This window comes from Novosphingobium ovatum (assembly GCF_009909235.1).
Lineage (GTDB): Bacteria > Pseudomonadota > Alphaproteobacteria > Sphingomonadales > Sphingomonadaceae > Novosphingobium > Novosphingobium ovatum.
The window spans coordinates 41,758-66,307 of sequence record NZ_JAAAPO010000007.1 but is presented as its reverse complement, the minus strand read 5'-3'; the positions used below and the strand labels follow the sequence as shown (position 1 = coordinate 66,307).

The following is a 24,550-nucleotide window of genomic DNA, read 5'->3' as shown; positions in this document are numbered from 1 at the left end:
GTGGTATCAGTGGGCGTCAGCCCTTGACCACGCGGGCGTCGCCCTCGATCGCGATGACCGAGGCGGCCTGACGCTGCGCCAGACGGCCATCGACCAGCGCGCCCTGTTCGATGGTGATCGTGTCGTAATGGATATCGCCATGGATGCGCGCCGTGCGCGACACCACCAGATCGCCGGCATGCACCGTCCCGCGCACCGTGCCTGACAGGCGCGCGCCGCTGGCGGTGATGGCGCCGGTGATCTCGCTGGCTTCGCCCTGCACCAATGTGGCGCAATTGATGTCGCCCTCAATATGGCCGTCGATGTGCAGATCGGCGCTGGCGCTGACGTTGCCCTTGATCTTGATGTCGGCGCCAAACACCGAAAAGGTCGAGCCGCTGGACATCGTTTCAGTCAGCGGCCGCGTGGTCGGTTGCGACTTTTTCGGGAACATGGGCTTTGGTCTCCAGAAAGGGACGGGGATTGACGGGGCGGTCGTTGATCCGCACCTCGAAATGCAGGTGAGGGCCGGTCGATCGCCCGGTGCTGCCGATGGCGCCGATCACTTCGCCGCCCGCAACGCGCTGGCCCATGCGGGCGCGGAATCGCGACATATGGGCATAGCGGGTTATCAGGCCATTGCCATGCGCGACCTCGATGCAATTGCCATAGCCCTGACGCACCCCGGCAAACGCGACGGTGCCAGCAGCGGCGGCATAGATTGGCGCGCCGATGGGGCCACGGAAATCCAGCCCGGCATGGAACGCCGCCCGCCCGTTGAACGGGTCCGACCGATAGCCAAAGCCAGAGGAGATGAATTCCAGACTGGCGGGCAGCACCTGTGGCAGGTGGCGCAACCCTTCGTCCAGCGCGCTCATCCGCGCAAGGCTGGCGCCCAGACGGCGGAAACGCGGGTCCAGCGCCGATTCCTCACGCGTCGAGAACAGGGGGATGAACGGGCCACCCATCGCCGTGTCCCGTTGCCGCGTGGCCAGCACCGTGTCGGGGTTCAGCCCCAGACGGCGGATCTGGGCGGCGGTGGCGGCGGCGCGGCGGTCGGCGTAACGCGTCAACCCCTCGACAAAAGCCAGTTGGCGCGCTTCCATCCGGGCCAGCCCGGCGGCCTCGGGGATTTGGGCGCTGATCTTGTTGACGGCGCGGGCCGCCTCGGTCTGGCTGTCGGACACGGTTTCGCCCGCGCGGCGGTCATTGGGCAGATCGCCCAGATGCGCCTTCAGCGTCTTTTCGATGAAGTCCTGACGGCGGTTCAGGTCCTGCGCCACGCCCTCCATGTCGCGGCGATAGGCCGACACGCGGTTCTCGGCCTTTTCCACGCGGGCCTCGCGCTGCAACAGGGCGTTGCGGTCGACATCGCCAAACACGCGCCACGCGGCCATCGCCATCAGCGATCCGGCCCAGGCCAGCGCCAACAGCACCACGCCTGCCGCAACCCGCTTTTGCAGGCGCGACGATACGCGAATGAAGCGCACATGCCCATTTGATCGCATGAAGAATTCACGATCAGGGAACATGGCCGCCAAGCGCTCTTGCGCTGTGCGGAATGACCAGTTGCCCACGCAGACCCCGTAAATGCCCTTATTAAGCTCGCCGCGCGCCCTAGCAGGAGTCGGCCCACAAGGCGAATCCACCTGTCGAACCGAGTCGCATTTCGCGCTGAAGAGAGCGAAAGCTGCGATGAAGCGAGAAATGGCGGCAAAGCCACGTCAGCATGCGCGGCGAATTAGAAAAACCGGGCGATTCGTTCAAATTTGAACGTTCAACCGGCCCAAACGCCTCCCTTCGGGCAAAAGCTGACATCTGCGCCGATCAGTGCTATGCGCCCCGCCATGAGCACCCAGACCTTGACCTCTTCCGCCCCCTTGGCCCCTGCTGCACAGGATCTGTCCAGCCTGCCGCCGCATGAACTGGTGCCGGTGATGGCGCGGGCCGGGCGCGCGGCGCAGGCCCATCTGGCCCGCATGACCACGGCCGACAAATCCGCAGCCCTGTTGGCCGCCGCCGATGCCTTGCGCGCCGCGCAGGCCGAAATTCTGGCCGCCAACGCGCTGGACGTTGCCGCTGGTGAGGCGCGCGGGTTGTCGGGTGCAATGCTGGATCGTCTGCGTCTGGATGACAAGCGTCTGGCCGGAATTGCCGACGCGGTGGCGCAGGTGGCAACTCTGCCCGATCCGGTGGGTGAAGTGATCGACGCCACCAGCCGGCCCAACGGCATGGCATTGTCGCGCGTGCGCGTCCCCATCGGCCTGATCGGCATCATTTACGAAAGCCGCCCCAATGTGACGGCGGACGCGGCGGCGTTGTGTCTGGGGTCGGGCAATGCGGCGCTGCTGCGCGGCGGGTCAGAGGCGGTGCATTCCAACCGGGCGATCCACGCCGCGATGGTGCGCGGCCTGACCAGCTGTGGCGTGCCGGCAGAGGCGATCCAGCTGATCCCGACGCAGGACCGTGACGCGGTGGGCGCGATGCTGACCGCCGCCGGGCTGATCGACATGATCGTGCCGCGTGGGGGCAAGTCGTTGGTGGCGCGGGTGCAGGCCGATGCGCGCGTGCCGGTGCTGGCCCATCTGGACGGCATCTGCCACACCTATGTCCATGCCTCCGCCGATCCGGTGATGGCGCGCGACATTGCGCTGAACGCGAAAATGCGCCGCACGGGCATTTGCGGCGCGATGGAGACGCTGTTGCTGGATGCGGCCTTTCCCGCCAGTCAGCAGGTGGTCGCCGCGCTTTTGGACAAGGGCTGTGAACTGCGCGGTGACGCGCGCGCCGTTGCGCTGGACCCGCGCATTCAGCCTGCCACTGATGCGGACTGGGACACCGAATATCTCGAGGCGATCCTGTCGGTCGCGGTGGTCGATGGTCTGGAGCCTGCGCTGGCCCATATCGCCCACCATTCCAGCCACCATACGGATGCCATCGTGACGGCCGATCCCGCCGTGGCTGAGGAATTCCTGACCCGAGTCGACTCGGCGATCGTGATGGTCAACGCCAGCACCCAGTTTGCCGATGGCGGTGAGTTTGGTCTGGGCGCGGAAATCGGCATTGCCACGGGCCGCCTGCATGCACGCGGGCCGGTCGCGCTGGAAGGTTTGACGACCTATAAGTGGCAGGTGCGCGGCACGGGGCAGACCCGGCCCTGAAACCCGCGCCCGTCACGATTGGCCTGCTGGGCGGCAGTTTCAACCCTGCCCATGGCGGCCACCGGCACATCAGCCTGAACGTCCAAAAGGCGTTGGGGCTGGACGCCGTGTGGTGGCTGGTTTCGCCGGGTAACCCGTTGAAACCACAGGCGGGCATGGCGCCATTGCCGGCCCGTTTCGCCTCTGCCCGGCATCATGCGCGGCGCAGCCCCATCGCCGTCACCGCGATCGAGCGGGAACTGGGCACGCGATATACCGTCGACACGCTGGCGCGGATCATCCGGCGCTGGCCCAAACGGCGGTTTGTGTGGATCATGGGGGCCGACAATCTGGCCCAGTTTCACCGCTGGCGCGCATGGCGCCAGATCGCCCGGATGATGCCGATTGCGGTTATCGCCCGTCCGGGGTATGATAGCGATGCCTTCGCCGCCCCGGCGATGGTCTGGCTGCGGCGGTTCCGGCGGCCGCAGGCCCGTTACGGCAACCGGGCAGGATGGAGCGCGCCTTCACTGGTGCTTCTGGCCTTCAACCCCGATCCGCGATCAGCCACCGCTTTGCGGGCGGCCGATCCGGCGTGGGCAGACAGGCCGGTTTCGGCTCATCTGCGCGATGCTGTGACGTTTCGCCTTCTGACAGGACCCGCCCTTTTTTCACCGCCCGCCGACACTGGCGGCGCGCAACCATGACGCAGGAGTAATCACAAACCACAATGGACCAGGCACAGCCTTCCATGGCCCCGGCGACCCCCGCCACCGGCGCCGCCACCGACCCCAACCGCCCGCCTCTGCCCGAGGCCGAGGCCGGTTCGCTGCACGCGCTGATCCTGCAATCGCTGGACGATGATCAGGCGCAGGAAATTGTTTCGATCCCGCTGGAGGGCAAGACCACGATCGCCGACCACATGGTGATCGCATCGGGCCGTTCGACCCGCCAGGTTGCCGCCATCGCGCAAAAGCTGACCGAACGTGTGAAGCATGGCGGTTTTGGCCATTGCCGCATCGAGGGCCTGCCGGCCGCCGACTGGGTGGTGATCGATGCGGGCGACGTGGTGGTGCATCTGTTCCGCCCCGAAGTGCGCAACTTCTACAATCTGGAGCGCATGTGGACCTTTGGCGGTGGCCCCGCCGACCGCGCGGCCTGATCGCTGTCTGTTGCGCCCGGCTGTGATGGCCGGGCCAGCGCCTGTTCCATTCACGGCGGACTGACGCACCGATGCTGTTGCATATCGTTGCCCGCGGACGCATCGCCCGCTCGCCCGAGGCCGATCTGTTCGATCGCTATATGAAGCGGGTGACGTGGAATTGGCGTCACACCGAATTGCCGGACAGGGGCGGGACGATTCCGCCGGTGCAGACGCCTGTGCGACAGGTGGCGCTGGACGAACGCGGGAAACAGATGTCGTCCGAGGATTTCGCCGCCATGCTGGGCCGTTGGCGGGACGAGGGCGTGCGGGAGTGCCGTTTCCTGATCGGTGCTGCCGATGGTCATGGCGATTCCGGCCGGGCAGAGGCCGATGTGCTGATCGCTTTTGGCGCGATGACATGGCCGCATCTGCTGGCCCGTGCCATGTTGGCCGAACAATTGTGGCGCGCGACAGCGATCTTGTCGGGCCATCCCTATCATCGGTCGGGCTAACGGAAAGGGGCGGATATGCGGCGGGGTGTGATCCTGTTGGTGGCGCTGTTGGGCGGGGCTTCGATGGCCTTGGCACAGGTGCCGTTGGCGGGCGATGACACGCCGCAGGACACCCGCCGCGCCCTGGCCGAGGCACGTGCGCAGGCCGATAGCGCCGGGCGGCGCGCCACCACGCTGGAGGCGCAGGCCGCCCAATCGGCCGCCGCGGCCGACCGCACCGCGCATGAGGTGGCCGCATTGGCCGCGCGCATTCAGCAGGCCGAGGCGGTGATCGCCATCAGCGAGCAGAACATCCGCCTGATCGCCGCCCAGCGCGCCGATCTGCGCGCCCGCATGGCGCAGCGGCAAAAGCCGCTGGTGCGCCTGACCGCCGCCTTGCAAAGCCTGTCGCGCCGCCCGCCGGTCTTGTCGCTGATGCGGCCCGGATCGGTGCGCGATGCGGTCCACAGCCGCGCCGTGCTGGAGGCGATCCTGCCCGAGGTACAGCGCCGCACCGCCGGCCTGCGCGCCGAGATCGCCCGCGCCGCCGCGCTGGAGCAACAGGCCCGCGCCGCCGAAACCACGCTAAAGACGCAGCAGCGCGATCTGACCAGCCGCCGTCAGGCGCTAACCGCGATGGAGGTGCAGCAGCGCATGGCCGCCCGCCGCGATTCGGGCAGCGCCGACCGGGAGGCGGAACGGTCATTGGCCATGGCGGAAAAGGCGCGCGACCTGTCCGAATTGCTGGGCCAGTTGGAGGAGGCGGGCCAGTTGCGCGCGCAATTGGCGCAATTGCCGGGGCCCGTGATGCGCCCGGCGCGCCCCGATGAATCGCAGGTCACCGCCACCGCCGAACCCACCACCAGCCTTGACCGCCTGCCCGGATTTGTCCTGCCGGTGAACGGGCGGCTGATCAGCGGTTTTGGCGGGGGGGGCAATGCCACGCGCGGCATCGTGATCGCCACCCGCGCGGGGGCACAGGCGGTATCGCCCGCCGGAGGCCGGGTGGTCTTTGCCGATGCCTATGCCGGCTATGGCCAGATCGTCATTGTTGAACACGCCAGCGGCTATACCAGCGTCATCACCGGCCTTGCCCGGCTGGACGTGCGGGTCGGCGATGTGCTGGTGGCGGGCGGGCCGCTGGGCGTGGCGGGGCCGGGGCGGCCCACACTTGCGCTGGAACTGCGCAAGGATGGCAATCCGGTCAATCCCATGGACCAACTCTCCACGCCCTGACGTTTTACGGCCAAACACGCTCTTGCCCCAAAGGATTTCGCCCTCCATCTGGCGTAATGCCCCCAAGGGCGCTAGGCTTTGCGCCGAAGATTGACCGGAAAGAGACATGATGCGTTCACGATTTGCCGCCCTGATGCGTTCTGCCCTGTTGCTGGGGGCGGTGGCGGTGCTGCCGGCGGCGACATCCGGTCTGGCGGCGGTGGACGGGCGCGTCGCGCCGCAATTCGCGCGGCTCTACACCGTGTACGAGATCATCAAGGCCAATTACGTCGATCCCACCGACGATGACAAGCTGGTCAAGGGCGCGATTGACGGCATGCTGGCCAGCTTGGACCCGCACTCCACCTATCTGGAAGGCTCCAGTCTGGAGCGGCTGGATACGATGATCGACGGCTCTTATGCGGGGTTGGGCCTGTCGGTGGTGATGGACGATGGCGCGGTCAAGGTGGTCAGCCCGATGCGCGGCAGTCCGGCCGAAAAGGCCGGGGTCAAGGCGGGCGACTATATCACCCATCTGGATGGCAAGCTGATCTATGGCGGCGAGCTGGACGATGCGGTGGCCAAGATGCGCGGGCCGGCGGGCACGCAGATCAAGCTGACGGTGTTCCGCCCCGGCCGCGATGGGCCGTTTGACGTGGTGGTGACGCGCGGGGTGATCGAATTGCGCCCCGTGACGTACAAGCTGGAAGGCAATATCGGCGTCATCACCGTCAATGAATTCAGCCGCGATGTGGGCCGTCAGGCCGCCGAGGCGATTGCCGACATGCGCCGCCAGACCGCCAACCGCCTGTCGGGTCTGGTGCTGGATCTGCGCTCGAACCCGGGCGGTTCGCTGGACGAGGCGGTGGCCCTGTCCGACCTGTTCGTCAGCGCGGGCACGGTGGTGTCACAGCGCGGGCGCTTGGCGGGCGAAAACATCGTCTATCGCGCCGAAACCGTGTTCCCCGGCGATGCGGTCAAGGGCTTGCCGATTGTCGTGCTGATCGATGCGGGTTCGGCCAGCGCCAGCGAGATCGTCGCGGGCGCGCTGCAGGACCAGCGCCGCGCTTTGCTGATGGGTGAGCGCAGCTTTGGCAAGGGCAGCGTGCAGAGCATGATCCGGCTGGACCGCGCCCATGCGGTCAAGCTGACCACGGCGCGCTATTACACGCCTTCGGGCCGCAGCGTGCAGGAGGGCGGGATCGAGCCGGATATCCGCGTGCCGCAGATCAGCGACCCTGACCTGCGCAAGCGGTCACAGGTCCAGATGCGCGAGAGCGATCTGCGCCGCCATCTGGTCAATGAAATGGGCCTGGACGACAAGAAGCTGGAGAATGACCAGCAGCCCGATCCGCGGTTCAAGATGACGCCCGAGGAATTGACCGCCAAGGGCATCAAGGACTTTCAGCTGTGGTATGCGGTGGAAACGCTGCGGCGGACGGGGGCGGCACCCTTGGCCTTGCCCGCGCCCCAGCCGCAGACCCGCCGACGCTAAGGGCAGAGGGCAGGATGAGTGACAAGCGGTTGAATTTGGCCCGCGCGGTGGCGCTGATTGTTCCGGCGGCTTTGCTGGGCGGGGCGGTGGCGTTCGAGAAATTCGGCGGGCTGACGGCCTGTGAAATGTGCTGGTGGCAACGCTATGGCCATATCGCGGCGATCGGTTTTGCGGTGCTGGCGTTTCTGGCGCCCAATGGCGCGGCGCGGCGGGCGCTGGTGGCGCTGGCGGGGCTGGGGCTGGCAGCCTCGGCGCTGATCGGGGCCTATCACGCGGGGGTGGAGTACCAGTGGTGGAAGGGCTTTACCGCCTGCACCAGCGAGGTGAACTTTGCCGGGCAGAACCCGCTGGACGCGATCATGAGTGCCCCGATCCTGCGCTGTGATGTGGTGCAGTGGAAGCTGTTCGGCATTTCGCTGGCGGGGTATAACTTCCTGATTTCGGGCGTGGCGGCGGCATTGGTGCTGGCGCTGTTGGCCCGCCGCAAGGAGGCGTGAGATGAGCAGCCGTCCCCCTTTGCCCAAAGCCCCTTTGCCCAAAGCGATCGAGCGGATGATCCGCGTCGATCAGGCGGGCGAATATGGCGCGGTGCGGATCTATGCCGGGCAGATGGCGGTGATGGGCGACCGTGGCCCCAATGGCGCCAAGATCCGCGAGATGGAGGCTCAGGAAGCTGAGCATCGTCAATGGTTTGACCGCTTACTGGCCGAGCGCGGCGCGCGGCCCACGCTGTTGCAGCCGGTGTGGCATGTGGCAGGCTTTGCGCTGGGCGCGGCGACCGCCCTGATCAGCCCCGAGGCGGCGATGGCCTGCACCGCCGCGATCGAGACCGAGATCGACCAGCATTACACCCAGCAATTGGAAGAGCTGGGCGAGGAAGAGCCTGAATTGGCCGGATTGATCCGCAAGGCCCGCGATGACGAGCGCGAGCATCTGGACGAGGCGTTGAAGGCCGGAGCCGAGCGCGCGCCTGCCTATCCGCTGTTGTCAGCGGCGATCCGGTTGGGCTGTCGCGCGGCGATCCGTCTGTCCGAACGGATCTGATTTGCGCTGGCGCAAGCCGGCCTTGCGCCTTTTCAGCTAGGGTTCATCGAACAGTCGCCCTATAGCGGGGCGACAGATCCGCACCCTTTGGGGCAAACCCAAGGGGCGCCGACCCCCAAGGAGCAGGACCCCATGACCCGCCGCAATGCTTCCCTTGTTCTTGCCCGTCCGTTGTTGGCGCTGGCCGCCGCCGGCGGGGTGGCCGCGCTGGCGCTGGGCGCGTCAAGCCTGGTGGCCGCCCCGGCCCAGCCCGCCCCGCCGCCTGCCGCCGCCGCTGGTGCCGGGCAGGAAAAGGTCAATATGATCATCGTCTTTGGCGACGACAAATGCCCCGAGTCGACCGCTGATGTGATCAACGTCTGCGCCCGCAAGGACGAGGGCGAGCGTTTCCGCATCCCCGCCATGTTCCGCGAACCCGTTGGCCCGCAGAATGAGGCATGGAATCAACGTGTTCTGGCCTATGAAACGGTGGGTGCGACCGGCACGGCCAGTTGCTCTCCGGTCGGGGCTGGCGGCTGGACGGGCTGTTCGCAAAAGCTGATCGACAATGCCTATGCCGAACGCCGCGCCTCCTCGGACGTGCAATTCTCGCGCCTGATCGAGGCTGAGCGGGACAAGCGTTTGGGCAAGATTGACGCGCAGGCCGCCGCCCAGCAATCCGATGTCGAGGATGCCGAGCGCGCCTATCTGGCCCGTCAGGCCGCCCAGCGCGCCGCTGCTGGCAAGCCGGCGCCGGCCCCCACGCCGACCGCCACGCCGACTCCGGGCATGCATAACTGAGGCGGCACAGCCACATCAAAAGGGCCGGCCCTCCATCACGGAAGGTCGGCCCTTTTTGTTGTCAATGACTACAATAAGGATCAGCTAAGGGCGATGTCCGGCGCATCTTCCTGCTTCATGCCGACCACGTTGTAGCCCGCGTCGACATGGTGGATCTCACCGGTCACACCGCTGGCCAGATCGGACAGCAGATACAGGCCCGCGCCGCCCACATCCTCGATCGTCACATTGCGGCGCAGCGGCGCGTTCAGCTCGTTCCACTTCAGGATGTAGCGGAAGTCGCCAATGCCACTGGCGGCCAGCGTCTTGATCGGCCCGGCCGAGATCGCGTTGACGCGGATGCCTTCGGGGCCGCAGTCATTGGCCAGATATTTCACGCTGGTTTCCAGCGCCGCCTTGGCCACGCCCATGACGTTGTAATGGGGCACAACCTTTTCCGCGCCGTAATAGGACAGCGTCAGGATCGAACCGCCCGCGTTCATCATCGGCAGAGCGCGCTTGGTCACGGCGACCAGCGAATAGGCCGAAATGTTCATCGTCATCAGGAAGTTGTCGAGGCTGGTGTCGTAATAACGGCCGCGCAGCTCGCTCTTGTCCGAAAAGCCGATGGCGTGGACGATGAAGTCGATCGTGGGCCAGCGCGACTTGAGCGTGTCAAACGCATTGTCCAGCGCGGCCATGTCGGACACATCGCAATCGATCAGGAAATCGCTGCCCAGCGAGGCGGCCAGCGGGCGCACACGCTTTTCCAGCGCCTCGCCCTGATACGAAAAGGCCAGCTCGGCCCCCTGTTCGTGCAGCTTCTTGGCGATGCCCCATGCCAGCGACTTGTCATTGGCAAGCCCCATGATCAGGCCACGCTTGCCCTGCATCAATCCGGTCATTCTTCAACTTTCCCTAAACAGTGTCGCGTCGTTGACGCTAACGTCCGGCTCACGCTCGCTTTGGCCCGTTGCGGGTGAAATCGCAAGTGCAGCATTCAATTCCGCGCCTGTAACCATACCCAGCCCGACAAGCCAGAAAAAGAACAGCGCGATCATCACGCCGGCCAGACTGCCGTATGTCAGGTCGTATGTGAACAGAACCCGAAGCGCCACCGGCAGCACCGTGGACACCAGCGCCCACCATGCCGCCACCAGCAGGGCGCCGGGCCAAGTGGGATGGCCTTTGCCACGATAGGCGCGCGGCGTCAGCAGAAAAAACAGCAAATACAACGCGCCAAACAGCACGATAAATGGCACCACCCGCGACAGGCTAAGCCCGAATGCCAGCCCTTCGTGCAGCGTGCGAAAGCGGTCGGTGATCAGTTCCTGCACCGTGGCCAGCGCCACCTGCAGGTACAGCGCCACCAGCAACAGCATCACCCCCAGCATGATGAAAGCGCCAGAAATCAGCCGGTGCCGCCAGAACACCTGTTGCGCAGGCGCCACACGATAGGCGCGGCGCAGGATGTCGCGGATGGTTTCGATCAGGCTGGAACAGGTCCACAGGCCAATCGCACAGCCCAGCCACAACAGCGCGCCATGGCGGGCCTCGATCACGCTTTGCCCGACAGGTTCCAGCACATTGGCAACCACCCGCGGCAATCCGGCCAGAAAGGCATGGACCGAGGCCGCCCGCGATTGCTCTTCGCCCAGCGCCGAAAGCATCGCCCCCACCACGATGAAGAACGGAAACAGCGAGAGGATCGCCATATAGGCCAGATTGCCCGCATGGATGAAGCCATCGCGCCAGACGCCTTGTGCCACCTGCCGGGCGCGGCGCGCACTCAGCGAATTGGGCCAGACCATGTCCGCCTGTCTCAGGCCAGCTTGGCGCGCACGTCGCGCGGGTCGCTCCACCCATCCAGCCGGGCCGCCAGATCATCGGCGGCCGCGCTGCCGGCCTCGGGCAGGGTGATCTCCAGCCGGATCAGCTGATCGCCGCGTGTCCCGTCCTTGCGGGTAAAGCCCTTGCCTTTCAACCGCAACGTCCGCCCCGATGAACTGAGCGGCGCGACCGTCAGCATCACCGCGCCCTCCACCGTTGGCACGCGCACCTTGGCGCCGGCCACCGCCTCGTCAATGCCGATCGGCAGGTCGATCAGCACATTGTCGCCTTCGCGCTTGAAGAAAGGGTGGGGCAGGATGGTGATCGTCACCATCGCATCGCCCGCGCCGCCGGGGCCGGCCTCGCCCTTGCCGGCCAGACGCATCTGCATGCCGTCCTCGACACCCTTGGGCAGTTTCAGGTCCACCGTCTTGCCATCGGACAGGGTGATGCGCTGGGGCGCGCAAATGGCCGCCTCCATCAGCGAGACGGAGAGGCGGTAATTGACATTGGCCCCGCGCGGAGGGGCGCCCCGGCCAAAACCGCCGCCACCGCGCCCGCCGAACATGCCCTCGAAAATGTCGCCCAGATCGACGCCCTCTGGCCCGCCGCCAAAGCCGCGCTGGCCCCCGCCACCAAAGCCGCCGCCACCGAAACCACCCCCGCCAAAGCCGATGGGGTTGCCGTCAAAATCGATCTCGCCGCGGTCGAACCTTGCGCGCTTGTCCTTGTCGGACAACAGGTCATAGGCCTGCGTCACCTCGGAAAAGCGTTCGGACGCCTTGGGGTTGTCCTTGTTGTGGTCGGGGTGCAATTCCTTGGCCAGCTTGCGATAGGCCGACTTCACGTCCTTTTCGCTGGCGCCGCGCGTCACGCCCAGAATTGCATAGGGATCTTTTGCCATGCGCCCTAGCTAGGAACAGCAAGCCCCCGCTGCAAGGCTTTATGGACATAAAGGCGTCTGGCAGATGTGGGCAAAGCGGGGTAACGGCAAGGCATGAGCAACGAGACCGACGCGATTACCGCAACCGACCCGATGGCGCTGTTCGATGAATGGTTTGCCCTGGCCAAGGCGCGCGAACCCAACGACCCCGAGGCGGTGGCCGTGGCCACGGCCTCGCCCGATGGCTGGCCCTCGGTGCGGATGGTGCTGATGAAGGACCATGGCGTGCATCTGGGCGATGGGGCGGGCTTCGTGTTCTATACCAACAGCCACAGCCGCAAGGGGGGCGAATTGCTGGCCAATCCCAAGGCGGCGATGCTGTTCCACTGGAAATCCTTGCGCCGCCAGATCCGGATCGAGGGCGCGGTCGAACGCGTGAGCGACGAGATGGCCGACGCCTATTTCGCCAGCCGCAGCCGCGATTCACAATTGGGCGCCCATGCCAGCCAACAGTCGCAGCCGCTTTCCAGCCGGGGGCAGTTCATCGCCGATATCGCCCGCGTGACGGCGCGCCACCTGATCGGCACCGTTCCGCGCCCGCCGCACTGGACCGGCTTTTGCCTGTCGGCCCACGCCATTGAATTCTGGATGGACCGCCCGTTCCGCCTGCATGAACGCCGCCGGTTCGAACGCGCGCCTGATGGCGGCTGGTCCTCCAGCCTGCTTTACCCCTGAGACGGAGCCTGCACGATGAGCGCACATGACCATGGCCACGCCGGCCTGAACCGCAGCGCCGCGCTGGCCAGCATCGCCACCGCGCTGTTGCTGATCGGGCTGAAGGCTTGGGCTGCACTGAGCACCGGGTCAACCGCGATGCTGGGCAGTCTGGCCGATACCGGGCTGGACCTGCTGGCTTCGGTGGCGACACTGGTGGGGGTGTGGGTGGCCGGACAGCCATCGGATGACAACCACCGTTTCGGCCATGGCAAGGCCGAGGCGCTCTCGGCCATGTTTCAGGTGGTGCTGATCGCGCTGTCGGCGGCGGCGCTGGCGGTGCATGCGGTGCAGCAGCTCATGGCCGGAGAGCGCACGCAGGACGCGGGCAATGGCATCATCGTTTCGGTCGTGGCGATTGTGGCGACGCTGGCCTTGCTGGCGTGGCAGCGGCATGTGTTGGCGCGGACCAATTCCATCGCCATCGCCACCGACCATCTGCATTACAAATCGGACCTGCTGCTCAATCTGGCGGTGATCGGCGCCTTGTTGCTGGACCAATATGCCGGCTGGACCAAGGCGGACCCGCTGTTTGGTCTGGGCATTGCGCTGTGGCTGGGCTGGGGCGCGTGGAGCGCCAGCCAGGAAGCCATCGAGCAATTGATGGACCACGAATGGCCCGAGGACAAAAAGGCCCGCTTTATCGAGGTATTGGGCCGCCATCCCGAATTGCGCGGTGTGCATGATCTGCGCACCCGCACCAGCGGCAACCGCGATTTCGTGCAGTTTCACGTATGGGTCGACGGCAACATGACCGTGACGCAGGCCCACCGCGTGATGGACGAGATCGAGGACAAGCTGCACGCCGAATTTCCGGGCGTGGAAATCCTGATCCATCCCGATCCCGAAGGCCATGTGGACGAACGCGGGGTGGCCGCGCAGGATGTGCTGAGCGCCTGATTACTGGCTGTAGAGTTCGACAATATCGCCCAGCCGCGCGCGCAGGGCGGCGCGTTGATTGTCGGGCGTATGGCCCAACCGCACCAGGGTCAGATTCAGGCTGGGCGCGACGATCACATACTGACCCAGATGGCCAATCAAGGCATAGGCATCGGCCGGCCCGCGTTCGGGGAACAGTTCATCCGGCGCGCGGCGGTCATGGCGGTTCAGCCAGATTTGCGCGCCATAGGCCCGGTTGGCGGGGCTGGGGCTGGTCATCCATCCCACCCAGTCGCTGGGCATAAGCGGCACGCCGCGCACCACGCCGTTGGCCCGCAGGAATTCACCCACCCGCGCCCAGTCGCGCGCCGTGGCGTGGATCATGCTGCCGCCCAGCATGGTGCCCGCCGCGTCATATTCGGCCACCATCGATGTCAGCCCCAGCGGCACATACAGGCGCGAATGCAGATAATCGTTCATCGCCTGACGCCGCGCCGCCGGGTCCTGGCTGTCGGTCAGGGTGCGGGTGGCGACATCGGCCAGAATGACGCTGGTGGCGGTGGAATAGCGCCACTCGCGCCCCGGCTCGTGCGAGAGGGGTTGCGCCTCGGCATAGGCGGCCATGTTGTCGCGCCCGTCCAGAAACAGCATGCGCGGGGTGTCGGCATCGCTGGGGTTTTCGGCGGTTTCCAGATGTTGCAGGCCCGATCGCATCTGCAACAACTGGCGCAAGGTGATCTCGCCGCGCGGATCGCCGGGGCGTTGCCAGATCGGCACCGGCACCGATTCGTCCAGTTTCAGCCGCCCGTCCGCCACCAGCATGCCGATGACGATCCCCGTCACCGTTTTTGACATCGACCAGCCGATGTGGCGCGTTTGCGCGGTATAGCCGGGGGCATAGCGTTCCGCCACGATCCGCCCGTTATACAGCACCAGCACCGCGCGCGTTTCGCCCACCGCCGGATCGGTAAACAGCGCGTCGATCGCGCGGGCCAGCGTTTCGCGCGGGGCGCCGGGGCGGGGTTTGACCGCGTTGCTGGCCTCGGCCGACAGGGGTTGGGCGCTCTTGCCCCCGCCACAGGCCGATAGCGCTGGCAGCAACAGGACGGGCAGGATAAGGGACAGGGCGCGCGCTACCTTCATGCGCGCATCCATGCGCAACCCCGGAAAGGATGGCAACCATGAACCCTGCACCCCGCCGATTTGTGCCGCTTTCGTGGTGGCCGAATCGCGATGGAGGGGGGCGTGCGGGCCAATGGTGGCGAATCGGGGCGGTGGTGGTGCTGGCGCTGTTGCTGGGCGTGGGGCTGTGGCGCGGCCCGCGCGTGCTGGCCGATGCGCGGCTGGGGGTGGCCTATGGCGCGCGGGTGGGCTGTGCCTGCCGCTATGTGGAGGGGCGCCCGCTGGAATCCTGCCGCACCGATTTCGAGGCCGGGATGGGCATGATTTCCTTGAGCGAGGACGCGGGCAGCCATGCGGTCACGGCCCGCTTTCCCCTGCTGGCCAGCGCCACCGCGCGCTATGCCGACGGGGCGGGATGCGTGCTGGACAAATGGGGCGACTGACCCGCGCGCCGGGCCGAAAAGGCCGCCGATTTCAGACGTAAGCGGATGCAATAATCGCCCATATATCGCGCTGCGGCAGGTAATGGGTTCATATCGGGTGGGTATCGCGCACCCGCATTGACACTGTGCGGGGCGGCGCTCACCCCTTTTTCCACGGGCTATGACTGTGGAAAAAGGGGCGGTGTTTTGGCCGAGACTTTCCAGCGTGAAATCGAAACTGTGGAGGCGACATATCGGTGCGATGGCACCCATGTCGCGCATGAGATGGTGGATGGAGAGGTCATCGCCATCGATTTCCGCACTGGTGCCTATTTCAGCATGCGGGGGACGGCGGCGCGGATCTGGACGGCGCTGATCGGCGGGGCCAGCCGTCAGGCGCTGTGCGCGGCGGCGGCGCCGTTTGGCGGGGCGCGGGATGTGGGCGCCTTTGTTGATGAACTGGTGGGGCTGGACCTGATCACGCCGGGCCTGATGGTGCCGGGCGCGGGAACGGGCGCTGTGGGGGCGGTGGCTTTGCCGGATTACGCTCCCCCGGTGATTGAGCGGTTTGAGGATATGGCCGAGCTGATGATGCTGGACCCGATCCATGACGTCGCGCCGCAGGGATGGCCGCATGCCTGAATGGCTGCTGCCTGAACGACGCGGCGTGGCGGGCGTGCGGCTGGGCGGAACGGCGGGCTGGCCGGGGCTGTCGGTGGTGGCAGATGCCGATGTGGCCGATCTGTTGCCGGTGTTCATGGGCGATGTGGTGGATGGGCTGGACCCGGTGGAGGGGGACTTTGCCATCGGCCTGCGCGGGGCGGGGGGGATCAGTTGCCCCGACGCGCAGGGCGGCCATGATGGCATCATCGGCAATCCACTGATCCTGGCCGAACCGGACTGGCAGGTCGACGCCCGCTGGCAGGCGGGGCAGGTGATGGCGGCCGACAGCGGCGGGCATCGCTGGTTCTTTGATCCTTTTACGCAAACGGTATGCCGCCAGCATGGGGCCGAGGGTGAGGTGTGGTTTGCCCAGCGGGGCGAGATGCCCGCATGGGCCCGCGCCGCACCGGGATTGCGCATGGTGGATTGGTGGGGTGTGCGGCACGGGGTGCTGGCAACGCATGGCGCGGCGGTGGCCTTTGGCGATTGCGGCGTGGTTTTGCTGGGGCCGGGGGGCGCGGGCAAATCCACGCTGGCGCTGGGCGCGGTGGCGGATGGGGCGGCCTATCTGGGCGATGATTATGTGGCGCTGCGCCGCGATGCGGACGGGGGGACGCGGGCGCTGGGCCTGTTCCGCTCGGCCAAGGTGGCGGCGGGGGGCGATCTGTCGGGGCTGGGCAGGCTGTTGGGCCGTGGCGCTGTGCCGGGGGACAAGGACGTGTGGCTGATCGATGCCGCGCGGTGCCGGGCGCAGGTGGGGATTGGCGCGGTGGTACTGCCGCAGATCGCCGATGTGGCTTCTCCGGTGGTGGAGGCGGTGTCGGCGGCGCAGGTGATCCGCCATGTCGCGCCATCGATCCTGTGGCAATTGCGCGGGGATGAGGCGGCCAAGCTGCGGTTGATGCGTGCCACGCTGGCGGACATGCCCTGCTATCGCCTGCACCTGTGCCGCGATACGGCGCGCAATGTGTCGGCGTTGCGCGAATTGGCGGCGCTGCACGATGTGGTGGGGGCATCGGTGCAGGATCTGGCCGATGCCTGATATGTCGCCCCCCAGCCTGAGCGTGATCATCCCCTCGCGCGACCGGGCGGGGATGGTGGCCGCCGCGATCGACAGCCTGTTGGCGCAAACCCGGCGGCCAGACCGGATCATTGTGGTCGATGATGGATCGGTGGATGGCACGGGCGATGTGCTGGCGCGCTATGCCGGGGTGATCCACGTGGAACATACGCAGGGTATCGGCCCGGCGGGCGCACGCAACCGCGGGCTGGCGGTGTGCGACAGCGATCTGGTGGGCTTTTGCGATTCCGACGATGTGCTGTTGCCCGATGCGCTGGCGCTGATGCAGGCGGCCATCGTGGAGCATGGGGCGGACGCGGCATGGGGGCGCACCATCACGCAAATTCTGCCGGGCGGGGCCGCGCCGCATTTCGGTTGGCCAACGGCGGCGGCGCATCTGGTGTTCCTGCCTTCGATGGTGGTTGGTCGGGCGCATCTGATGGCGCTGGGCGGGTTTGACGGCGCGTTGCGTTTTGGTGAGGATGGCGATCTGATGCAGCGCATGATCGAGCGTGGGAGCAAGATCGCCCGCGTTGCGGCCGATGTGGCGATCTATCGCCGCCATGCCGCGAACATGACTCAGGACCGCGATGCCTCGACGCGGGCGTGGTTTGACGTGGCGCGCAATGTGATGGCGCGGCGCCGGGCGATGGGCGCGGGGGCATGACCGGGGCCGATATTACCCCTGCCGATATCACTGTGGTGACGGCGGTGCGCAACGGGGCGGGTTTCATCGCGCAGGCGGTGGAATCGGTGCGCGGTCAGGGCGTGGCGGGCCATGTCATCGTGGATGACGGATCGGATGATGGCACCGGGGCGGTGCTGGCCGGTTATGGCGATGGGGTGCAGGTGTTGCGCTGGTCGGCCTCACGCGGGCAATCGGCGGCGTTGAACCATGGGTGTGAGGTGGTGCGCACGCCGTTTGTGATGTTTCTGGATGCGGATGATCTGTTGCTGCCGGGCCATGTGGCGCGGGTGGCGCGGGCGTTGAGGCAATCATCGGCTGATCTGCTGTTTGGCGGCTATACCGAATTTGCCGAGGGTGCGGCCGCGCTGCGCTGGCAGGTGCGGGACGGGGTGCAGACCGGATATATCACCAGCGGGGCCTGTGTGCGGCTGGTGGCTTTGCGCGATGCGGGCGGGTTTGATCCGGCGATCCGGCTGGGCGCGTTTATTGATGTGGTGATGCGGATGCGGGCGCGCGGCGCGGTGGAGCAGACCTTGCCGGAACTGGGCGTGCGGCGGCGGGTGCATGGCGACAATATGTCGATCACTCAGCGCGATCAGCGCGGCGATTATCTGCAGGTGGCCCGCGCGGCACTGGCCCGGCGGCGGTTGGGGTGATGCGCGGGGCCGCTCTGTGGTGGCTGATGCGGCGCTTTGGCGGCGGACAGGGCGGCTGGCTGGGGCTGGGCGTTGGGCTGGGGCTGCTGCGGACGCTGGCCTTGCTGGCGGTGGCGGGGTGGATCGCGCGGGCGATGCGCCCCATGGCGGGCGGTCTGGCGATGGGCGCGGTGCTGGCGGTGGTCGGGCTCAGCGTGGCGGCGGGGCTGGGCTATGGCGCGCGGGCCATGGTGCTGCGCGGGGTAAAGCCGATGGTGGCAAGGTTGCGGCTGGCGCTGGTGGCGCGGGCCTTGGCGATGGACCCGGTGGCGCATGGCGCGCATGGCGCGGCCCAATGGCGGCAGACCATCGTCGCCCAGGCCGAGGCGATCGACATCATGGCCAATGCCCTGTTGGGCGTGATGCTGCCGGCGGGAATGCTGGGCGGCGCGGCGCTGGCGGGGCTGATCGTGCTGGTGCCGGGGCTGGCGCTGCCTTTGGCGGCGGGGGCGGCGGGGTTGGTGCTGTTGCGGCGCGCGCTGTTGCGGGGCATTCACGCCCATCTGGCGGCGGCGCGGGACGATGTGGCGGGGCTGGACGCGGATATGGGCGCGTTGATGGCGCGGCATGAATTGGTGCAAAGCCACGCGGCGGCAGGGTTTGAACAGGCCGTGGCGGCGCAGGCCGTGGCGCGGGTGCAGGCGGTGACGGCGCGGGCCAGTCGCCGCCATGTGTTGTTGGCCGAGGTGGATGGCTGGCTGATCGGGGTGATGCTGGTGGCTGGGCTGGCCGGGCTGGGCTGGGTGGCGCGGGGGGCGGATTGGGCGGTGTATGCGCCCGCGCTGTTCCTGTTGTTTGTGCTGCGCGGGGCGGTGCAGTCGATCAGCCAATCGGCGCGTGACATGGCCGATGGATGGGGCGTTCTGGGCGTTGTGCGCGGGCTGTTGGCCGATGCGCCGGGGGTGGCGTCGGGCACGCACCGCCCAACGAGCTGGCGGATAGAGGCGCGCGGGCTGATGCATGGCTGGGCCGGGCGGATGGTGCTGTGTGATGTGCATTTGACGCTGACGCCGGGGCAGGTGGTGGCGATTACCGGGGCCAATGGCGCGGGCAAGACGACTCTGTTGCGCCTGTTGCTGGGGTTGATCGCGCCTGATGGTGGAGAGGTGCGGGTCGATGGCCGCCCCTTGGCGCAGGTGGATATGGATGCCTATCGCCGGGGCATTGGCGTGCTGCCGCAGGCGCCGGTGCTGTTTGCGGGGACGCTGCGCGACATGATCGCCTATGCCCGGCCGCAGATCAGTGACGAGGCGGTGCGCGCGGTGATGCGGCGCGTAGGGCTGGACATGCCGCCAGAGCGGGTGTTGACCGCCGAGGGACGGCCTTTGTCGGGTGGAGAGCGGCAGCGGGTGGCGCTGGCCCGCGCCTTGGTCGGGCGGCCAAAGGTGCTGATATTGGATGAGCCGACCAACCATCTGGACGCGGAAGGCATGGCCATGCTGGCGCGGGTGCTGGATCAGGCGCGCCAGCATGCGGCGGTGCTGGTCATCAGCCATGACCGGGCGGTGGTGGATCTGGCTGACCGCGAGATGGTGTTGCGCGATGGGCGCTTGGCGCCGGTGGGCGCTGCGGTGCGGGCGCTGGCATGAGCGAGCGGGATCTTTTCGCGCCCGACGCCTTGCAGGTGCAATTGTTGCTGGCGCTGTTGGCCGAGCCTGAGCGTGCCCGCCCCGCCGCGCAGGCGTGGCTGGAGGGGGTGGCTTTTGACGCGCTGGACGAGGGCACACGGCGGTTGATGCCGATGCTGCACAGCCGGTTGGCGGTGATGCATGTCGCGCATCCCTTGGTGCCGCGCATCCGGGGGCTGTACCGGCAGGCGTGGTATCTGGATTCGGCCCGGCGGCAGCATATGCAGGGTGTGTTGGCCGCTCTGGCGGGGCTGAACACGCCGCTGGTGGTGTTAAAGGGGGTGGCGCTGGGCCAATATGCCTATGACACGCCGGTGCATCGCCCGTTTGTCGACATGGATGTTCTGGTCCACCCGGATGCGTTCGACGCGGTGGTGGGGCGGATGCGGGCCATGGGCTATACTCTGCGGCGCGAGATGTTTCACGCCATATGCGCCATGCCGCCTGCGCGGGGGGATGGTTTGCGTGCGCCCGGCGTGATGGAGCTGGACCTGCACCGCTCCCCCTATGCCGAGGTGTTTGGCCGTGGGCATGTCCTGCCGTTGCTGGACCGGGTGGTGCCGGTGCCGGGGATGGCGGCCGGCGTGGCGATGCTGGGCGCCGAGGACCAGTTGCTGCACACGCTTTCGCACGGGTTGCGGCCCAATGCGGTGATGCCGGTGCGCTGGATGGTCGATGCGGTGCAATTGTTGCGGGTGCAGCCCGGCAGCATCGACTGGACCCTGTTCGCCGATGAGGCCGCGCGGCTGGATCAGGCGGCGGTGGCGCGCATGGCGCTGGATGTGGTGGCGGGGCTGGACGTGGTGCGGATGCGCGCGCCGTTCAACAGTCTGCCCGCCGTACGGCCCGAGGCGCGGGCACGCGTGGTGCGCGAAAGGACGGCGCGCGGGGCCAGGCTGATCTGGCAATTGACGCGGCGCAACGGCGGGCTGTGGCGGCGGGTGGGGCTGATCGTGGGCCTGTTGCGCGACCGGGTGGCGGCGGATGGCTGGGGCGCGGTGCTGCGCGCGGCGTGGCGCGGGGGCGCCTCCCACCCCGGTTAAAAGGCCGAGGTCAGCCCGATTTCCCCTGACACGCGGTTATAGCCATAGATCTCGACCGTGGAGCGGTTGCGTTCCCAGCGCAGCCGCGCGATGGGCGAGATCCCTTTCCATTGCAGCCCCCGCCACGCCAGGCTGGCCTGCGCGGTAAAGCGGTCGTCGCTGCGCCGCCGGGGATAGAGCAACAGGCGCGCGTCCGCCTCCAGCCGGTTGTACCCCGCATTCAGCACCACCGTTGTCCGCCCGATCTCGCGGAAGGCGAACAGCGCGCCGCCAAAGCTCACATCGGCAAAGCCGGAATCGCGCGCGGTGGTGCGGATGACATTGGCCTGTACCCCACCGCCCAGCCGCGCCGAAAACGCGCGGTCATAGCCCGCCGCCAGACTATAGCTGTTGCCGGTTTGCAGCGGATTGCGGTCATTGACGGTATGCGACAGGCCCGCGTCCACCCGCAGTTGCGCCTTTGTACCCAGCGGGTGCTGGTAGCTGGCGTTGCCGCCCAGCGTAAAGCTGTAGGGCGCGGGGCCATACCAGCGCCATGTCGGCCCGGCCGAGAGCGTCAGCCGGTCCGCGCCCAGCATCAGTTCCGGGCCGATCTGGATGCCGCCCAGAATGTCGTTGAAGGCCGGATCGCGGTACAGGCTGGCTTGGCCGTTTAGTCGCGCGGTCAGATTGGCCTTGGCCGACAGGGGCAGGCGGGCATAGGTCTGCCCCCGCACCGCCAGCCCCAGCCCCGATTTCGCCTTGGCCGCATCGTCCAGCGTGAAATTGCCCAGCACCGTGCCCAGCGTGTCGGACCGCGTGGCGCGGTTGATGTTGCTGTCAGGCGCAAAGGCGATTTCCAGACTGCCGCCCAGCGGTTTGCGGGCATGCAGCGCGGCGGCGTAAAAACGCACCATGCGTTCGACCTGTGGCGGCAGGCCGCCCGCCTGCGCCGCGCGCAATTCGCGCTGGGCCGCGCCGACATTGCCGCGCAGCGCCTGAATGCGCGCCAGTTCCAGCCGGACGCGGGCCGCATCGGGCTTGTCATCCAGAATGCGGCGCAATTCCACCGCCGCCTCGCGCAATTGGTGCTGACGATCGGCCAGCATCAGCGCCAGACGAAAGCGCGCCTCGTTGCGCAGATCGGGGTTTGGGTTGGAAGCCAGCGCGCGATAGGCGATCTGGGCGGTGGCGTAATCGCCCCGGTCGCGCGCCGCATCGGCAAAGGCAAACAATTGCGCCGGTGACAGATCACGGGCGGGGGCAGGGGGCGGGGGCGCTGCAACGGGCGCCGAGGCCGGCGCATCGGCCGGGCTGGCGTTCACAACCGGCCCTGCGGCGACGAGCGCCGTGGCCGCAACAACAGCGATAATGGAAATGATCCGCCCCCTTGATACCCCTGCGGTCTTATAAGGCGGCACGAGCGCTGTCCAGATTGGGACGCGCAGTGGCCCTCCTATCGCTGGTGGGTGGCCATGGGCATGGCTGGAAACGCCCTGCGACAGCGAGAGACGATAAATGCCAGATTTTGGGGAGTTTGCGACCCCCGAGGGGGTGTCTAGATACAAACAAATGGTGCCAGGAGAGACTCGAAAAAATCACCTATACGTCTGATTTGGCGCCCATATGTTGAAGGCACTGCCCAGCCGCCACGATTGACGGCTGGCAAAGCGTTTGCCGCCATAGCGGGGCGTGGTGGCGGTCAGGCGGATGGTTTGCTGGACGTTTTCCCGCGCATGATCCGGCCCGCGCACATAGGACAGTTCCAGCCGCTCTTGCCCCGGTTCATCCAAGATCGTGACATAGCCGATGGAACCGGACGGTTCGCCGCCACAGGTCCACGCCAGTGTGCCGTGCCAGCGCTGCCCCTGCTTCACCCATCCCCGCCGCGCCATCCACGCCAGATCGATCTTGAGTGAGGACTCCGCCGTCGGCCTGCCACCGTGTCGCCCTGAACCTATGCCGCCCATGCTGGTTTGTTCCAGCTAGACTATCCTAAATCCGTAGCAGATTTGGAACAAAATGGCATTGCGGATGTCGTGGAAAATTCCGTCCAAAGGTCTGGCGGGATTGGGTCCTGAAGCATCAGCGCATTTTCGCGCGCCTTGAGAGGCGATTTAGCGCCCGGCACGATAGCCTCTACCGCAGGGTGGCGGGCGCAGAATTGCAAGGCGGCGGCCTTCAGGCTGACTCCATAACGCGCGCACACCTGCGCCAGACGATCACGCTGTTCAATCCGCTGCGCAATGGCTGGGCGGTAATCGTCATATGGCCCATCGGCAAGAATGCCGGAATTATAGCATCCGCCCAGCACAACCGGCACACCACGCCGTAGGCACTGCGCCAGCAGGTCCTCCGCGCTACGATCCAGCAATGTATAACGTCCCGAAATGTGGATGATATCAGGATCAGTCTGCTCCAGCGCGCGCAGACAGGGTTCAATGACATTGTTGCCCATGCCCCATGTGCGGATCACGCCCTGATCGCGCAACGTCCGCAAGGCTCGGAAGGCCCCATTCATCGCTATCGGCCAATGCTCTTCCCACGCGGGGCCCAGATGATCGGCGCCCAGATCATGGACATAGACGATGTCGATCCGGTCCAAACCCAGCCGCTGAAGCGAGTCCTCAAAGCTGCGCATGGCCGCGTCATAGCCATAGTCGACATGCGCGTGGAACGGCAGGCCGCCCTTGAACAGCCCCGCCTCGTCCGAACTGGGGCCATGAACGACCTTTGGCGCAGCTGATTTCTCCCGGCCGGGGCGCATCAATCGGCCGACCTTGGTGGAGATCACAAAGTCATCGCGCGGCATCTGGCGCAGGAACCGGCCAAAGCGATGCTCGCCCAGTGTGCCGCCATAGACGGGCGCGGTATCGAAATGACGCGCGCCGCTGTCCCACGCTGCCTGCATGGTGGCGTCGGCGGTTGCCTCGTCGATGGGGGCGAACATATTGCCCAGCGGCGCGCCGCCAAACCCCAGCTTTTTGATCATTGCGGCATGACCTTGATGTTGCGGAAATGGGCGATGGTGGCCGTTTCGATCCACAGGCCCACCCCGCCACGCAGATCTGCGCCCAGTTTAAGGTCATTGACGATCAACACCGGCGACGGCCGATGATCGAGATAGAGCTTGGCCTGCGCGCCTTTCACCTCGATCCGCATATGCACCCAGCGATCAGGCGCAATGTCGGCGGCTGTCTCGTATCGCTCGGGGCTTTCGCGGCGCAGGCGGTCAAAGCGCCAATCGGGAAAGGCCGCGTATTGCACGGCATGATTTCGCCGCACCTGATCATCGGCCACGCCATTGGTTGGCCGCAGGTAAAAGCTTTCAAACTGCGTCCCGTCATAACGGAACGCCAGCCCCACAAAACCGCGTGCGAATGCGGGCGCACCGGGGGCAAGCTCTGCCTTCACCTCCGCCTCGATCACGCCGTTGTGAAAATCGACCGGCAACCACGCCATGAAATCCCGGTCGGCCAAGGCTTCGCGTGAGGGATCCTGCCAATATTGGCGCGGCATGGACAGGCGAAGGCCATCGGTATCTTTGGTCAATTCCACCCCATTGACCCGAAATGCCGACGGCGCTGGATCAGTGGCATGTGCCGAGGTAGCCAGCG

The 24,550-nt window shown here is 66.8% G+C and carries 28 protein-coding genes; 18 read left to right on the top strand and 10 right to left on the bottom strand.

The genetic code is table 11. The features are described 5' to 3' along the window. Positions 1-16: 16 nt before the first annotated feature. Both GTZ99_RS15405 and GTZ99_RS15400 read right to left on the bottom strand, forming a co-directional pair. On the bottom strand, positions 17-385 hold the full coding sequence (locus GTZ99_RS15405; RefSeq protein ID WP_161720482.1) for a bactofilin family protein: 369 nt from the start codon (positions 383-385) through the stop codon (positions 17-19). Positions 386-389: 4 nt separating this feature from the next. Further along, positions 390-1,511 (bottom strand): M23 family metallopeptidase, encoded by a 1,122-nt coding sequence (locus GTZ99_RS15400; RefSeq protein ID WP_227711417.1) that lies wholly within the window; start codon positions 1,509-1,511, stop codon positions 390-392. 315 nt (positions 1,512-1,826) lie between these two features. On the opposite strand from GTZ99_RS15400, the gene GTZ99_RS15395 reads away from it, so the two are divergent. The 9 genes from GTZ99_RS15395 (at position 1,827) to GTZ99_RS15355 (ending at position 9,288) form a co-directional block, all read left to right on the top strand. Then, positions 1,827-3,140, top strand: coding sequence for a glutamate-5-semialdehyde dehydrogenase (locus GTZ99_RS15395; protein WP_161720480.1), 1,314 nt, complete (start codon positions 1,827-1,829; stop codon positions 3,138-3,140). Then, positions 3,104-3,826 carry a nicotinate-nucleotide adenylyltransferase gene (locus tag GTZ99_RS15390; protein ID WP_320076698.1) on the top strand — a complete coding sequence of 241 codons (723 nt, stop codon included), beginning with the start codon at positions 3,104-3,106 and terminating at the stop codon, positions 3,824-3,826. Before GTZ99_RS15395 ends, GTZ99_RS15390 begins: the two co-directional genes overlap by 37 nt. Positions 3,827-3,870: 44 nt before the next feature. Beyond that, positions 3,871-4,281, top strand: a complete 411-nt coding sequence (gene rsfS, locus GTZ99_RS15385; protein WP_161720478.1) for a ribosome silencing factor — start codon at positions 3,871-3,873, stop codon at positions 4,279-4,281. A gap of 71 nt (positions 4,282-4,352) precedes the next feature. Further along, entirely contained in the window at positions 4,353-4,775 is a 423-nt protein-coding gene (locus GTZ99_RS15380; RefSeq protein ID WP_161720476.1) for a 23S rRNA (pseudouridine(1915)-N(3))-methyltransferase RlmH, read from the top strand. A 15-nt stretch (positions 4,776-4,790) separates the two neighbouring features. Further along, positions 4,791-5,990 (top strand): murein hydrolase activator EnvC family protein, encoded by a 1,200-nt coding sequence (locus GTZ99_RS15375; RefSeq protein ID WP_227711416.1) that lies wholly within the window; start codon positions 4,791-4,793, stop codon positions 5,988-5,990. A 109-nt stretch (positions 5,991-6,099) separates the two neighbouring features. Continuing rightward, a complete protein-coding gene (locus GTZ99_RS15370) occupies positions 6,100-7,464 on the top strand; it encodes a S41 family peptidase (RefSeq protein ID WP_161720597.1) in 1,365 nt (454 codons plus the stop codon). Positions 7,465-7,478: 14 nt separating this feature from the next. After that, positions 7,479-7,961 (top strand): disulfide bond formation protein B, encoded by a 483-nt coding sequence (locus GTZ99_RS15365; RefSeq protein ID WP_161720474.1) that lies wholly within the window; start codon positions 7,479-7,481, stop codon positions 7,959-7,961. 1 nt (position 7,962) lies between these two features. After that, positions 7,963-8,508: a demethoxyubiquinone hydroxylase family protein gene (locus tag GTZ99_RS15360; RefSeq protein ID WP_161720472.1), complete on the top strand. Its 546-nt coding sequence runs from the start codon at positions 7,963-7,965 to the stop codon at positions 8,506-8,508. A 132-nt stretch (positions 8,509-8,640) separates the two neighbouring features. Continuing rightward, positions 8,641-9,288: a hypothetical protein gene (locus GTZ99_RS15355; protein ID WP_227711414.1), complete on the top strand. Its 648-nt coding sequence runs from the start codon at positions 8,641-8,643 to the stop codon at positions 9,286-9,288. 80 nt (positions 9,289-9,368) lie between these two features. On the opposite strand, the gene fabI is transcribed toward GTZ99_RS15355, so the two are convergent. The 3 genes from fabI to GTZ99_RS15340 are packed head-to-tail and all read right to left on the bottom strand — an operon-like array spanning position 9,369 to position 12,001. Beyond that, positions 9,369-10,172, bottom strand: coding sequence for an enoyl-ACP reductase FabI (fabI, locus tag GTZ99_RS15350; protein WP_161720470.1), 804 nt, complete (start codon positions 10,170-10,172; stop codon positions 9,369-9,371). A 3-nt stretch (positions 10,173-10,175) separates the two neighbouring features. Beyond that, positions 10,176-11,078 (bottom strand): YihY/virulence factor BrkB family protein, encoded by a 903-nt coding sequence (locus tag GTZ99_RS15345; protein WP_161720468.1) that lies wholly within the window; start codon positions 11,076-11,078, stop codon positions 10,176-10,178. Positions 11,079-11,089: 11 nt separating this feature from the next. Further along, positions 11,090-12,001, bottom strand: coding sequence for a DnaJ C-terminal domain-containing protein (locus GTZ99_RS15340; RefSeq protein ID WP_161720466.1), 912 nt, complete (start codon positions 11,999-12,001; stop codon positions 11,090-11,092). A 93-nt stretch (positions 12,002-12,094) separates the two neighbouring features. On the opposite strand from GTZ99_RS15340, the gene pdxH reads away from it, so the two are divergent. Together pdxH and GTZ99_RS15330 are read left to right on the top strand one after the other, a co-directional pair. Then, the gene (gene pdxH / locus GTZ99_RS15335; RefSeq protein WP_161720464.1) at positions 12,095-12,715 is read left to right on the top strand and encodes a pyridoxamine 5'-phosphate oxidase; all 621 of its coding nucleotides are present in this window, start codon (positions 12,095-12,097) and stop codon (positions 12,713-12,715) included. A gap of 15 nt (positions 12,716-12,730) precedes the next feature. Continuing rightward, a complete protein-coding gene (locus GTZ99_RS15330; protein WP_161720462.1) occupies positions 12,731-13,654 on the top strand; it encodes a cation diffusion facilitator family transporter in 924 nt (307 codons plus the stop codon). Here GTZ99_RS15330 and GTZ99_RS15325 read toward each other — a convergent pair whose 3' ends face one another. Further along, positions 13,655-14,776 carry a serine hydrolase domain-containing protein gene (locus tag GTZ99_RS15325; protein ID WP_227711413.1) on the bottom strand — a complete coding sequence of 374 codons (1,122 nt, stop codon included), beginning with the start codon at positions 14,774-14,776 and terminating at the stop codon, positions 13,655-13,657. A gap of 38 nt (positions 14,777-14,814) precedes the next feature. Between GTZ99_RS15325 and GTZ99_RS15320 the strand changes: the two genes are divergently transcribed. The 7 genes from GTZ99_RS15320 (at position 14,815) to GTZ99_RS15290 (ending at position 20,954) form a co-directional block, all read left to right on the top strand. Next, positions 14,815-15,198, top strand: a complete 384-nt coding sequence (locus GTZ99_RS15320) for a hypothetical protein (protein WP_227711412.1) — start codon at positions 14,815-14,817, stop codon at positions 15,196-15,198. Between the two features lie 186 nt (positions 15,199-15,384). Then, positions 15,385-15,819 carry a PqqD family protein gene (locus tag GTZ99_RS15315; RefSeq protein ID WP_161720458.1) on the top strand — a complete coding sequence of 145 codons (435 nt, stop codon included), beginning with the start codon at positions 15,385-15,387 and terminating at the stop codon, positions 15,817-15,819. Next, complete coding sequence (locus tag GTZ99_RS15310; protein WP_161720456.1) at positions 15,812-16,882, top strand: phosphoenolpyruvate carboxykinase (ATP); 1,071 nt, start codon at positions 15,812-15,814, stop codon at positions 16,880-16,882. The genes GTZ99_RS15315 and GTZ99_RS15310 overlap by 8 nt, the downstream gene beginning before the upstream one ends. Beyond that, positions 16,875-17,567, top strand: a complete 693-nt coding sequence (locus GTZ99_RS15305) for a glycosyltransferase family 2 protein (protein ID WP_161720454.1) — start codon at positions 16,875-16,877, stop codon at positions 17,565-17,567. Before GTZ99_RS15310 ends, GTZ99_RS15305 begins: the two co-directional genes overlap by 8 nt. Further along, positions 17,564-18,244, top strand: coding sequence for a glycosyltransferase family 2 protein (locus GTZ99_RS15300; RefSeq protein WP_161720452.1), 681 nt, complete (start codon positions 17,564-17,566; stop codon positions 18,242-18,244). Before GTZ99_RS15305 ends, GTZ99_RS15300 begins: the two co-directional genes overlap by 4 nt. After that, complete coding sequence (locus GTZ99_RS16985) at positions 18,244-19,872, top strand: ATP-binding cassette domain-containing protein (protein WP_161720450.1); 1,629 nt, start codon at positions 18,244-18,246, stop codon at positions 19,870-19,872. The genes GTZ99_RS15300 and GTZ99_RS16985 overlap by 1 nt, the downstream gene beginning before the upstream one ends. Next, positions 19,869-20,954 (top strand): nucleotidyltransferase family protein, encoded by a 1,086-nt coding sequence (locus GTZ99_RS15290; protein ID WP_161720448.1) that lies wholly within the window; start codon positions 19,869-19,871, stop codon positions 20,952-20,954. Before GTZ99_RS16985 ends, GTZ99_RS15290 begins: the two co-directional genes overlap by 4 nt. Here GTZ99_RS15290 and GTZ99_RS15285 read toward each other — a convergent pair. The 4 genes from GTZ99_RS15285 to GTZ99_RS15270 all read right to left on the bottom strand — a co-directional run bounded on the left by GTZ99_RS15285 (position 20,951) and on the right by GTZ99_RS15270 (position 24,485). Next, complete coding sequence (locus GTZ99_RS15285) at positions 20,951-22,258, bottom strand: surface lipoprotein assembly modifier (protein ID WP_161720446.1); 1,308 nt, start codon at positions 22,256-22,258, stop codon at positions 20,951-20,953. The two genes, GTZ99_RS15290 and GTZ99_RS15285, sit on opposite strands and share 4 nt — an antisense overlap. Positions 22,259-22,531: 273 nt before the next feature. Beyond that, entirely contained in the window at positions 22,532-22,903 is a 372-nt protein-coding gene (locus GTZ99_RS15280; protein WP_161720444.1) for a hypothetical protein, read from the bottom strand. A gap of 20 nt (positions 22,904-22,923) precedes the next feature. Then, on the bottom strand, positions 22,924-23,925 hold the full coding sequence (locus GTZ99_RS15275) for an aldo/keto reductase (RefSeq protein WP_161720442.1): 1,002 nt from the start codon (positions 23,923-23,925) through the stop codon (positions 22,924-22,926). Continuing rightward, positions 23,922-24,485 carry a LamG domain-containing protein gene (locus GTZ99_RS15270; protein WP_201742568.1) on the bottom strand — a complete coding sequence of 188 codons (564 nt, stop codon included), beginning with the start codon at positions 24,483-24,485 and terminating at the stop codon, positions 23,922-23,924. The genes GTZ99_RS15275 and GTZ99_RS15270 overlap by 4 nt, the downstream gene beginning before the upstream one ends. Positions 24,486-24,550: the final 65 nt, after the last annotated feature.

Bases quoted from the DNA above. Each gene is read 5' to 3' on its own strand.
- GTZ99_RS15355 (WP_227711414.1), top strand. From the start codon at position 8,641: ATGACCCGCCGCAATGCTTCCCTTGTTCTTGCCCGTCCGTTGTTGGCG.
- GTZ99_RS15370 (WP_161720597.1), top strand. From the start codon at position 6,100: ATGCGTTCACGATTTGCCGCCCTGATGCGTTCTGCCCTGTTGCTGGGG.
- GTZ99_RS15280 (WP_161720444.1), bottom strand. From the start codon at position 22,903: ATGGGCGGCATAGGTTCAGGGCGACACGGTGGCAGGCCGACGGCGGAG.
- GTZ99_RS15340 (WP_161720466.1), bottom strand. From the start codon at position 12,001: ATGGCAAAAGATCCCTATGCAATTCTGGGCGTGACGCGCGGCGCCAGC.
- GTZ99_RS15325 (WP_227711413.1), bottom strand. From the start codon at position 14,776: ATGAAGGTAGCGCGCGCCCTGTCCCTTATCCTGCCCGTCCTGTTGCTG.
- GTZ99_RS15275 (WP_161720442.1), bottom strand. From the start codon at position 23,925: ATGATCAAAAAGCTGGGGTTTGGCGGCGCGCCGCTGGGCAATATGTTC.
- GTZ99_RS15365 (WP_161720474.1), top strand. From the start codon at position 7,479: ATGAGTGACAAGCGGTTGAATTTGGCCCGCGCGGTGGCGCTGATTGTT.
- GTZ99_RS15300 (WP_161720452.1), top strand. From the start codon at position 17,564: ATGACCGGGGCCGATATTACCCCTGCCGATATCACTGTGGTGACGGCG.
- GTZ99_RS16985 (WP_161720450.1), top strand. From the start codon at position 18,244: ATGCGCGGGGCCGCTCTGTGGTGGCTGATGCGGCGCTTTGGCGGCGGA.
- GTZ99_RS15305 (WP_161720454.1), top strand. From the start codon at position 16,875: ATGCCTGATATGTCGCCCCCCAGCCTGAGCGTGATCATCCCCTCGCGC.
- GTZ99_RS15330 (WP_161720462.1), top strand. From the start codon at position 12,731: ATGAGCGCACATGACCATGGCCACGCCGGCCTGAACCGCAGCGCCGCG.
- GTZ99_RS15375 (WP_227711416.1), top strand. From the start codon at position 4,791: ATGCGGCGGGGTGTGATCCTGTTGGTGGCGCTGTTGGGCGGGGCTTCG.
- GTZ99_RS15345 (WP_161720468.1), bottom strand. From the start codon at position 11,078: ATGGTCTGGCCCAATTCGCTGAGTGCGCGCCGCGCCCGGCAGGTGGCA.
- GTZ99_RS15310 (WP_161720456.1), top strand. From the start codon at position 15,812: ATGCCTGAATGGCTGCTGCCTGAACGACGCGGCGTGGCGGGCGTGCGG.
- GTZ99_RS15290 (WP_161720448.1), top strand. From the start codon at position 19,869: ATGAGCGAGCGGGATCTTTTCGCGCCCGACGCCTTGCAGGTGCAATTG.
- GTZ99_RS15380 (WP_161720476.1), top strand. From the start codon at position 4,353: ATGCTGTTGCATATCGTTGCCCGCGGACGCATCGCCCGCTCGCCCGAG.
- GTZ99_RS15320 (WP_227711412.1), top strand. From the start codon at position 14,815: ATGAACCCTGCACCCCGCCGATTTGTGCCGCTTTCGTGGTGGCCGAAT.
- GTZ99_RS15360 (WP_161720472.1), top strand. From the start codon at position 7,963: ATGAGCAGCCGTCCCCCTTTGCCCAAAGCCCCTTTGCCCAAAGCGATC.
- pdxH (WP_161720464.1), top strand. From the start codon at position 12,095: ATGAGCAACGAGACCGACGCGATTACCGCAACCGACCCGATGGCGCTG.
- GTZ99_RS15405 (WP_161720482.1), bottom strand. From the start codon at position 385: ATGTCCAGCGGCTCGACCTTTTCGGTGTTTGGCGCCGACATCAAGATC.
- fabI (WP_161720470.1), bottom strand. From the start codon at position 10,172: ATGACCGGATTGATGCAGGGCAAGCGTGGCCTGATCATGGGGCTTGCC.
- GTZ99_RS15400 (WP_227711417.1), bottom strand. From the start codon at position 1,511: ATGTTCCCTGATCGTGAATTCTTCATGCGATCAAATGGGCATGTGCGC.
- GTZ99_RS15395 (WP_161720480.1), top strand. From the start codon at position 1,827: ATGAGCACCCAGACCTTGACCTCTTCCGCCCCCTTGGCCCCTGCTGCA.
- rsfS (WP_161720478.1), top strand. From the start codon at position 3,871: ATGGCCCCGGCGACCCCCGCCACCGGCGCCGCCACCGACCCCAACCGC.